Below are 5,037 nucleotides of genomic sequence, written 5' to 3' on the forward strand. Positions count from 1 at the left end.
TCTGGATCTATGGCTGCAGCTACTTCGACAGGTTCAGCAGGAGTAGTTTCTTCCTCTGCTACTGCTTCTGGTTCAGCGGGAGCAACAGGCTCAGGTGCTACAGCTACCTCAGTAGTTTCAGCAGGAGTAGTTTCTTCCTCTGCTACTTCGGTAGGTTCAGCAGGAGTAGTTTCTTCCTCTGCTACCTCAGTAGGTTCAGCAGGAGTAGTTTCTTCCTCTGCTACCTCAGTAGGTTCAGCAGGAGTAGTTTCTTCCTCAGCCACCTCAGTGGGTTCCGCTGGGGATTCCACGGTTTCGGTAACTGCAGCAGTTGGGGCAGGTGTGGTTTCTGGAGGAACAGTAGCTGTAGTTGCGCCACCGCAACCATAGGTCAAGGTCAACACACAGACCGTTACCACAACCAGTGATAATAGCTTTTTCAATGCAATTTGTCTCATGAGATTAAAAAAAACAAGTGGGCTAGTCCATACAGGATTGTCAGATCATGTTTTTCTTTCCGTCAAAAGACAAGCTGTCAAACTTCTTTATTCCTGACTTGAAGCGCAGTAAGGGCGCACACTGTGCGCCCTTACGTCATACCCTAGGGTTATAGTTGCTGGGTAAGTCTTGATTTAAGTTAACTAAACTACCACGATTTGCGATCGCTTAAGTCTTAGAATGGTTAATCTTCTGGTAGTTAGTAGCAAAAACTAGTAACTACTAATTTTCCGACGGGTGTTACTGGATCGTCTATTAGGTTACGCCCATTGGAGCCACACAGCAAAAGCTGTGTGGTTTTCACATTGCTGGAAGTCTCGATCAACAGCCCTAGTCCTAGTGCTACTATGATCCAGCTTCAACAATGATTTCGCCTGTCATGCCAGCACCACGGTGGGGGGCACAGTAGTAGGAGTATTTACCAGGCTCATCAAAGGTAGATGTATAGGAAGAACCCTTAGCCATCAACATGTTTTTGTGAGTCAGAGATGGGGCGTCCTCAAAAACAACATTATGAGGACCAATGTTGTTCATCACCCACTTGACAGTTTCCCCCGCTTTGATGGTAAGAGAACTTGGTTCAAATTTTAGTTGCCCACTGTCTGTACCCATTTTTACAGTGTGAGTTTCTGGACCAGCTGCAGCAGCAGGCTCAGGTGCTTCAGCGACCTCGGTGGGTTCAGCGGTCGTGGGTTCTTCTTCAGCCACCTCAGTAGCTTCGGCTGGGGCGGGTTCTTCTTCAGCCACCTCAGTAGCTTCGGCTGGGGCGGGTTCTTCTTCAGCCACCTCAGTAGCTTCGGCTGGGGCGGGTTCTTCTTCAGCCACCTCAGTGGTTTCCGCTGGGGATTCGGCCTCTTGGGCAACTTCAGCAGCTGGGGCAGGTGTGGTTTCTGGAGGAACAGTAGCTGTAGTTGCGCCACCGCAACCATAGGTAAAGGTTAAGATACAGACCGTTACCACCAGGAGTGATAGTAGCTTTTTCAATGCTATGTTTTTCATAAAAAAATTGAACCATGACTGTCAACGGTTCAATTATATGACAAGCTGTCATATTACAAACGGTAAAACTTATGATCAAACTGATGATGATCAGATCCCATAGAAGCCCTACAGGTAAAGGGAAAGGCGGCTGGCACAGACATAGCGCGAGGCAGCAATTAAGTAATCTGCTAGTATGCCCAGGTAGTATGCCCAGGTAGTATGCCCTGGGCATACTACCTGCAAGTGATCATCCGTGGAAATGGTTAAGGAAGCTTATTTACCGGCACAAGGATTCTTTTTACTTGCACAAGGATTCTTTTTGCCAGCACAAGGATTCTTTTTACCCGCACAAGGATTCTTTTTACCCGCACAAGGATTGCCTTGCTCTGTAGTACTCTCACCAGGAGCAGTATTGGTTGCGGGACCACCACCACAGGATGTTACCAGTCCTAGAGTGACAATTGAGGCAGCAGCGATAGTAGCAAAATACTTAATCTTCATGGCAATTCCCTCCTTTGCTGTAATGAAGGTTAATTTTTATCTGCATTGTACATGAGTAATAATTGAAATGGCTTAAAATGAATTGCTTGAAACTGAATGAAACCTGAGAGATGACTGAGGAAGAGCTGAGAAATGACTAGTAGCGATTTAGCTGCTTTCCCAGCAGTCAAATTTCAGTCAGACTTTAAAACAGCCCTGTCTCCTGAAGCAAGGGTAATTTTGTGATTGCTTTTTTTCGTAAATTCAAATGTAAATTGAAATGTAACTTAAAAACATCGTCAGCTTATGTGCATAAGCTGAGAGCTGAGAGCTGAGAGCTGAGAGCTGAGAGCTGAGAGCTGAGAGCTGAGAGCTGAAACCTAAAACCTGAAACCTAAAACCTAAAACCTGATAGCTGATAGCTAAATGCTTACAAAATATCTCTCGAAAACCTCGCTTAGGTAAACTGTATGGAAAGTAGTGATTGGTTAGTGACGAATCAAGGCAACTGTGAAGCTTGTGAAATACCTAGTGACTGGGAATGGTCAACCAAACCCTATCGACTCTATCGGTTTCTGACTGACCTAGAGGATAGTCTCGATCAGATTAACGATGAGCGCCAACTGCTCCAAGTCATTCGTCCCTTGGTACGTCGTTTACTCACTAGTTCCTACTGGCTACAGGGTGAATATCTTGAACCTAACCCTGACCCAGGCTGGTCGGTGCAAATGATTTATGATGAAATCAATTATCCCTTAACTGTCCAAAATGTAGTCTGGCTACCTGGAAAAGTTTCTCCGATTCACAACCATGGTACATGGGGAGTAGTAGCGGTGATCAGTGGGCAAGAAAAAAACACCTTTTGGCGGCGTACTGATGACCCAGACTTTCGCGATCGCATCGAACAAGTTGGGGAAAAAATCTTATTCCCTGGAGATATTATTAGTTTTACCTCTGATGCAATCCATAGTGTGGAAGCAATGGGAGATGAACCAACAATTACCTTTAATATTTACGGGGAAACAAACTACGACCAGCGATTTGAGTTTGATCCACTAACCCATACGGCAAAGATATTTTGAATTAAGAATTGAGAATGTAGAATTAAGAATTAAGAATTAAGAATTAAAAAAATATAACATGTTGAAGTTTGTCTGTCATAATTGCTAAGTTAGCACCTAGGGGAGTAGCCAAAAAATAAAATACCAGATTTTAGCTTGTAGGGTGGGCAAAAATATTTTGGTTCAAATGAGTCTTCTAGATAAGAGAACTTTGCCCACCCTACTTTAATTGGTATTTTTTTTACATGCAAGTCCCTAAACTTCTCCATTCTCAATTTTTCATTCTAAATTATACATTTTTAATTCTACATTCTTAATTCTACTATTCCCTTTACTATCTATTCCAAGCAATCGGAATACTGGGATGGGAAACTGAGACATTAGCATCTTTGTCGGATTTAGTTTCTAGATCCAGTACCCTCACAACTTGGTTATAGATTTCTTCTGCTTGTTGGGGAGAATCTCCAATGCTGGTTAACCCTAGTTTGCCAAATTCAGAGAGTGTGCCCATCAAGTGAAATACAGTGCCAGTTTTGGTGCTGCTATCAAAATGGAGTTGATGGTAGGCAATAATATCCATCAAGTCATTGGGCATTAACCCTTTGTAACTATCTTTTTGCAAATTATCAGTGGCAATATAGTGCTTTGGTTGACCCTGCTGACTGCAAAAAAGACCAGTGGAGAGGTCATAGCGACCATTGGTCATGAATTTCAGGGTCATAAAGGGATGGGTTGTACCGCCTTTGCGCAGGTTGATTTCAATAGCTTGTAAATCCCAGGTATCCCGATCGGGCTGATGAACAGCCACAAAATCTACACCGTAACGCTCTATTGCTCCTTTTTTCGCTAAGGTCTGACCGACTCGTAGTCCCAAATCTTGCAATTGTAGGCGATAACCTGGATCAGCGGGAAATCGACAACCTAGATAAATCTGACCGTCTGGTCCGCCGAGAATTTGATCGTGAGTGGAGAGAATTTTGACCTCGCCATGGGGGGTAATATAAGCCTGAACGCTAGGCGAACGCTTTTTTTCTCCGTCAATAAATGCTTCGGCAATTGCCCCTAACTCCGGTATCCGACTGCTATAACTCTCCCACGTTTCCCCACTAGCTTGAAATCTTAAATGAACAATCTTTTCTTTCAAAGCCGCTACTGTTTGAGTATGGGAAACATTTCCCGGACCTACCTCCGATAGTGGTTTCAAGTCCAAGATAGCATTGCCCTCCCCAGAAAACCCTTCGTTGAGTTTAATCACAATCTTGTTCAGTTGGGGTTGCCTGTGCCATAACTGAGCTGTTGCTTCGACTAAATCATCAACACTCCAGACTAACTCACTGCCGTCGGGATGGGGGACACCACTGTCAGCAAAAATTTGCCGACTACCACTCTTGCTACCCCAATAAAGCAAATCTGGGTCTGGGGCAAGTAGGGGTAAGTTCAATTTTAAGGATATCTCGCGCTCTAGATTAGTAGAGTTGTAACAAGACATGTAAGACTTTCCTGGACGTAAGGCTTGACGAATCCGCTTCATCAAGCGAGGACGTTCTAGAATCTTTTGGCTGAGGGGTTTGAGGGAAGCATCATAGGTGGAAAACAGCAGTAAGCGATCGCGTGCATGGGAGAAAGGAATTCCTGGCAGAAGCTGCAAGTAGTAATCAATCACAATCGGTGGCAACGGCACAGCGGTAACATAAATTAACCGTGTGTAAGGGTTGCGCAGACGAATTAGGGAAAATAATAACCGTTCTTCGTAGTGCAAAAAACCCTCAACTTTCAGCAGTTCCCGTTGGTCAACACTGACAGAAGGCACTACCAGAATATCGTGCTCGTCTTGGTCAAATTGATCACTACTCTGCCAGCGATCGCGTAATTGGTGCTGTAGTTGCTGAAACTCTGACCCTTGCCCAGAGAAAGAATCCTTCACATTGTCCATTGTTTTTTAAAATGGTAGCTATAGCGCTGCACCCAGGGAATCGGGAATCGGGAATCGGGAATCGGGAATCGGGAATCGGGAATCGGGAATCGGGAATCGGGAACA

4 protein-coding genes and 1 pseudogene are annotated in these 5,037 nt (G+C 44.5%); 2 read left to right on the forward strand and 3 right to left on the reverse strand.

What is annotated here, in order from left to right:
* Both F6K20_RS23785 and petE read right to left on the reverse strand, forming a co-directional pair.
* A pseudogene (locus F6K20_RS23785) lies at nucleotides 1-437 on the reverse strand (hypothetical protein); the annotation flags it as partial.
* Between the two features lie 385 nt (nucleotides 438-822).
* On the reverse strand, nucleotides 823-1,185 hold the full coding sequence (gene petE, locus F6K20_RS40845; protein ID WP_044492486.1) for a plastocyanin: 363 nt from the start codon (nucleotides 1,183-1,185) through the stop codon (nucleotides 823-825).
* 526 nt (nucleotides 1,186-1,711) lie between these two features.
* Between petE and F6K20_RS23795 the strand changes: the two genes are divergently transcribed.
* Nucleotides 1,712-2,014, forward strand: a complete 303-nt coding sequence (locus F6K20_RS23795; RefSeq protein ID WP_287296257.1) for a hypothetical protein — start codon at nucleotides 1,712-1,714, stop codon at nucleotides 2,012-2,014.
* Between the two features lie 394 nt (nucleotides 2,015-2,408).
* Nucleotides 2,409-3,020, forward strand: coding sequence for a cysteine dioxygenase family protein (locus F6K20_RS23800; protein WP_287267209.1), 612 nt, complete (start codon nucleotides 2,409-2,411; stop codon nucleotides 3,018-3,020).
* Nucleotides 3,021-3,333: 313 nt separating this feature from the next.
* On the opposite strand, the gene F6K20_RS23805 is transcribed toward F6K20_RS23800, so the two are convergent.
* The gene (locus tag F6K20_RS23805; protein WP_287296259.1) at nucleotides 3,334-4,932 is read right to left on the reverse strand and encodes a peptide ligase PGM1-related protein; all 1,599 of its coding nucleotides are present in this window, start codon (nucleotides 4,930-4,932) and stop codon (nucleotides 3,334-3,336) included.
* Nucleotides 4,933-5,037 lie beyond the last annotated feature (105 nt).

This window comes from Moorena sp. SIO2C4 (genome assembly GCF_010672485.1).
Lineage (GTDB): Bacteria > Cyanobacteriota > Cyanobacteriia > Cyanobacteriales > Coleofasciculaceae > Moorena > Moorena producens.

What these genes read in the sequence shown, in the direction of transcription:
- F6K20_RS23805 (WP_287296259.1), bottom strand. Translation starts at nt 4,932, where the DNA reads ATGGACAATGTGAAGGATTCTTTCTCTGGGCAAGGGTCAGAGTTTCAG.
- F6K20_RS23800 (WP_287267209.1), top strand. Translation starts at nt 2,409, where the DNA reads ATGGAAAGTAGTGATTGGTTAGTGACGAATCAAGGCAACTGTGAAGCT.